The organism is Acidocella sp., from assembly GCF_013044125.1.
GTDB lineage: Bacteria > Pseudomonadota > Alphaproteobacteria > Acetobacterales > Acetobacteraceae > Acidocella.
Map to the genome: position 1 here is coordinate 1 of NZ_JABEVC010000057.1, position 4,872 is coordinate 4,872.

The window sequence follows — 4,872 nt, forward strand, 5'->3', positions numbered from 1 at the left end:
CCGCTGCACTACCACTGTGCTAACCCGGCGCGGGGAGAGCCTTACCATAAACCTTCATTCCTTCCACCCCCTTGATCCCGGAGCAAACCCCGGTCTATATGCGCCTCCAGCGACGGGGCTATAGCTCAATTGGTAGAGCGCCTGCATGGCATGCAGGAGGTCAGCGGTTCGATTCCGCTTAGCTCCACCACCCCCCTCATTCCTTCAAAGCAGCGCGCAAAACCTGTGCAACCTTCGCGTTGAATGCGGCAAAGCCGTTTTCGGCCGCAAGCCGCGCCAGGGCGCTCTCGCGCAGCGCGCGCCACAAGGCTTCATCGCGATATAGCCGGGCGATCTGCCGGGCGAATGCAGGGGCGTCATCCACCGGGGCGCTCAGCATTTCATCGCCCCAGCCCAACTGCGCGCGCAGCAGGTTCGTACCCACGCAAGGCAGGCCGCAGGAGGCGGCTTCATATATTTTATAGGGCGTTCCGGCAGCGAAGCGGGTGGGGGCGATGAACACCCGCGCCGCATTGTAGAATGGCGCCAATTCCCCCACCGCGCCGTGCAGTTTTATGCGTTCATGCCGGAAGGAGGAGATGTCGATATCCGGGGCGGTGTAGCCCACCACATGCAGCATTGGCGCCTCATCCAGCAGGGTGGCCAGGGCGGGCAGAATCTCCCGCAGATACCAGGCCAGCGAATCGAGGTTCGGGCTATCCACCTGGTGAATCCCGGCGACGAAGAGCAACCCGGCGCGCTGGGCGAAGCCATTTGGCGTTGGTGCCGGCGCGCGCGCCGTGCCGAGCAGGCTGGCCTGTGGCAAGCCAAGCGCATGCAGCTGCGCCACCTCGGCGGGGCTTACCGCCAAAATCTCGCGGCAGACCTCCACCCCGGCGAATTCGGCCTGTAACCCAGCGCCATGCCCTGCCCGGTTGCTTGCCACCGCCTCGGTATCCAGCACCAGCGGCACGCGCGCGGGGGCCAGCCCGGCCTTACGCAGATAGGGCAGTACACGGGCGAAATTATGCGTCCGCGCGACCCACACCAGATCGTAGATATTGCGCCGTTCGGCGAGGAATTCCGCCAGCATGGTGAAATCGCGGTCATGCAGCACCTCAACCTCTTCTGGCAGATCGCCAAAGAGGCTCATGACATCGTAGGCGGCGCCGTTCAGCGGGAACACATGCACATCAAACCCCGCCGCCACGATGGCCCGCACCACATCATTTGAGCGTACAAACCCTGAGCCGAGGCGGCGCAGCGGCACTGTATCCTCAATGAAGAGCACGCGCGGCCTGCCGCCCCTGCCCCGCGCCGCCACCAGTGTTTTTTCCGATGGGGCAAGCTGGGTTTTTAAAAATTCCGCGTGTTTTTTGCGGAAAATGCGCCGCCCCCGGCGCATCAGCGCCATCGAGGCCTCGGTGGTGGCGGCGCTGCCGAATTCCAGGTGGTGCACCACCACGGCTGGGTCGTAGACAACCCGGTACCCCGCGCCGATGATGCGCACGCATAAATCCACTTCCTCGAAATAGGCCGGGGAGAAGGCTTCATCGAACCCGCCGAGGGCGCACACCAGTTCCGTGCGGCAGAGCAAAAATACCGCCGAGCAATAATCCACATCGCGGCAGAAATTCGCCTCGGCGGCCAGCGGCGAGGCATCGCGCATGTAGCCGGCCGTGGTGCCCTCGTTCCAGATGATTGAGCCGGCCTCCTGCAACAAGCCGTTGGTGCGGATAATCTTGCCGCCCACCGCGCCGATATCATCCGCCCCGCCCAGGCGCGCCAGCGCCGCCGCCACCGCGCCATGCGCCAGCTCGGTGTCGTTGTTGAGAAACAGCAAGGCCGGTGCGGTGACATGCGCCAGCGCCGCGTTGCAGCCGCGCAGAAAGCCAACATTGCCCGCCATACGCAAAACCTTTGCCCCGCGCACATAATCGGCAATCCGGCAGGTATCATCGGTGGAATCATTATCCACCACAATCAGCTCTATCGCCCCGGAATAATTATCGCGCAGCGAGGTGAGCGAGAGCATTGTCAGCTCAAAGCGGTTGAACACCACCACCACAACACTGAGCACCGGCGGCCCCGCCAGCGTGAAATCCAGCTTGCGGCGTGCAAAAATCGCCAGATTATGCCGTGCTTTTTTTATAAACAGCGCGCGCGTGAGCGCCTCGCTCAGGCTTGGCCGCTCCTGCGGCGGGCAATGCGGCAAATTTTCCGCAAGCCCCACCAGCCGCAGATGGGCAAAGGCGTCACGCACCTCACCGGCGTTGAGATCGTTGCGCACCCGCTCGTTCATGTCGCGGTAGTAGACCAGATCAATCTCCGCGCGGGGCTGGCGCAGCTCGAACGCACCATACTGCACGAACTGCTGATAGGCGCTGCGGTAAAACCCTTGTTCGATCGCCGCCGCGATATCGGGGTGGCGGGTGCGGTAAAACACCTCGGAGAACTGGGGCACCGGATCAAAATTTTCCGCCGCGCCGCAGGTGAGGTAATGCGCGATTGCCGCGATGAACCGCCCGCGCGCGATCTGCGCCTTGGCGCCTGGATGATGCTCGGCATACCATGCGGGATCAAAATAGACCGAGGGGGCCAGCTCTTCCTCATCACCACCAAGCCGGTTCAGAAAATGCACATAGGGCCCGTGCAGGTCCACCTGTGCGCCATCCACCCCCGCCTCCACCGCGCGCGCACGGTAGTATTGCGCGTCGAACAGATAATGCCCCATGCGCCGCTCGCGCTGACCGGAGCGCAGATAATGGTCATAGCGGCCGAAACACTGATGCTGGGCGAGGTTTTCCAGGGTCATATCCTCGTACAGATCGGCGTAGAGCGCGTCATCGAACAGCCAGTGCGGCGAGACGCCCCGGTGCCCATGCTGACAGAAATGGTCAAAGCCGGACTGATAATGCCCCGCGCGCACCAACTCAGCGATGTCCGGGTTGCAGGCGAGGTAGAATGCCTCGTCGAAGAGCGGGCTCGGCGAATGCCCCAGCCGCGCGCCCACGCGCAGGTAATATAGCAGCGCCGCCTCGGGGGGTTTGTCCTGGCAGAGCACCCGCGCATCGGCATGGCGGCGCAGATACCAGGCGCGGTCAAAAACCGCCCAGGCAGGTTTCAGCGCGCAGGCGGGGTCAAGCAACTGGTGGGCGGGAAGAGGCATTAACACCTTGCGCGTGTATCATTCAGCTTGAGGTTGCAACCTGTGGCGGTAATGTCAAGGATCGCTTAAACCTGCGGGCATGACGGCAACCCAGCACTCCGCCCCTTCGGAAAAGACGCTCCGGCTTGACGCGCGAGCGCTCTCGGCTTTTCTCGACAGCGCCTTCCCCGCCGCGGCAAGACCCGCGTTTGGCGATGTGGTGAGTGTGGCGCCCCGGCATGTCCGCATGGTGCTCAACCCCGGGCCGGAGAGCATCCGCCCGGGCAACATCGTCTCCGGCCCCACGCTCATGGGCTTCGCCGATGTCGCCGCCTATGCGGTGGTGCTGGCCCATATCGGCCCGGTAGGGATGACGGTGACCAACACGCTGGCCATCACCTTTCTGCGCGCCTGCCGGCTGGAGCGCGTGACCGCCGATGCGCGGCTGCTCAAGCTTGGACGCAGGCTGGCCACCGTGGAGGTGCGGATGTGGCAGGAGGCGGAGGATCACCCGGTGGCGCATGCCACCATCGGCTATGCCATCCCCTAAGACGCGGTTACGATAAGACCCTGAAAATCGCCGCGCAGAGATGCGAGAGCTCATCCGGGCTGATGGTGAAGGCCGGGGTGAGGTAGAGGATATTCCTGAACGGACGAATCCAGACGCCTTGGGCCACCAGCGCCATGCGCAGCGCCGCCGGGTTGGCGATTTCCGCCAGCTCCACCACGCCGATGGCGCCCAGCACCCGCACATCCACCACGCCAGGCAAGGCGCGGCACGGCGCCAGCTCATGCGCCATCTGCGCCGAGATGGCGGCCACCTGCGCCAGCCTGGGTTCGCGCTCGAACAGATCCAGCGACGCATTGGCCGCCGCGCAGCCCAGCGCATTGGCCATATAGGTCGGCCCGTGCATCAGCGCGGTTGACGGGCTGGCGGAGAGAAACGCCTCGAAGAGCGCATCGGTGGCGATGGTCGCGGCCAGCGGCAGGGTGCCGCCGGTCAGCGCCTTGGAGAGGGTGATGATGTCCGGCGCCACGCCGGCCTGCTCGAAGGCGAACATCGTGCCCGTGCGGCCGAAGCCGGTGAATATCTCATCGAAGATCAGCGTCAGCCCGTAGGCATCCGCGGCGCGGCGCAGATGGCGCAGCACCTGCGGCGGGTGCAGCACCATGCCCCCTGCCCCTTGCACCAGCGGCTCGATGATGATCCCCGCCAGCGTGTGCGCGTTGGCTTCCAAAAAGGCGTCAAACGCCGCCGTGCTCGCTTCGTCACGCGGCAGGGGGATGACGGGGTGCTCAGGCAGCAGCCCGGTGAACATGGCATGCATCCCCTCCTCGGGGTCGCAGATCGCCATCGTGCCGAAGGTGTCGCCGTGGTAGCCGCCGGTGAAGGCGAGAATCTTCGTGCGCCCGCGCTCGCCGCGGTTGAGGCGCGACTGCACCGCGATCTTGATCGCCACCTCCACCGCGACGGAGCCGGAATCGGTGAAGAACACACGGTTCAACGGCTCGGGCAGCAGCGCGGCCAAGCGGGTGGAGAGCCGGTAGGCCGGTTCATGCGCCAGCCCGCCGAACATGATATGCGGCACGCGCGCGAGCTGCGCGGACACCGCCTGCGCGATATGCGGGTGGTTATAGCCGTGGCAGGCCGTCCACCAGGAGGCGATGCCGTCGATCAGCACGCGCCCGTCCTCCAGATGGATGCCGCTGCCCTCTGTGCGGGCCACCGGCAGCGGCAACGGCGC

3 protein-coding genes and 1 tRNA gene are annotated in these 4,872 nt (G+C 64.9%); 2 read left to right on the top strand and 2 right to left on the bottom strand.

Translation table 11 applies throughout. The features are described 5' to 3' along the window. The first annotated feature begins 114 nt into the window (after positions 1-114). Positions 115-190, top strand: a tRNA-Ala gene (locus HKL97_RS03210). Positions 191-196: 6 nt separating this feature from the next. Here HKL97_RS03210 and HKL97_RS03215 read toward each other — a convergent pair. Continuing rightward, on the bottom strand, positions 197-3,148 hold the full coding sequence (locus HKL97_RS03215; protein ID WP_291422664.1) for a glycosyltransferase: 2,952 nt from the start codon (positions 3,146-3,148) through the stop codon (positions 197-199). A gap of 79 nt (positions 3,149-3,227) precedes the next feature. On the opposite strand from HKL97_RS03215, the gene HKL97_RS03220 reads away from it, so the two are divergent. Next, complete coding sequence (locus tag HKL97_RS03220) at positions 3,228-3,677, top strand: PaaI family thioesterase (RefSeq protein ID WP_291422665.1); 450 nt, start codon at positions 3,228-3,230, stop codon at positions 3,675-3,677. Between the two features lie 7 nt (positions 3,678-3,684). Here HKL97_RS03220 and HKL97_RS03225 read toward each other — a convergent pair. Then, positions 3,685-4,872: adenosylmethionine--8-amino-7-oxononanoate transaminase (locus tag HKL97_RS03225; RefSeq protein WP_291422666.1), on the bottom strand; the 1,188-nt coding region annotated here is incomplete at its 5' end.

Bases quoted from the DNA above. Each gene is read 5' to 3' on its own strand.
- HKL97_RS03215 (WP_291422664.1), bottom strand. From the start codon at position 3,148: ATGCCTCTTCCCGCCCACCAGTTGCTTGACCCCGCCTGCGCGCTGAAA.
- HKL97_RS03220 (WP_291422665.1), top strand. From the start codon at position 3,228: ATGACGGCAACCCAGCACTCCGCCCCTTCGGAAAAGACGCTCCGGCTT.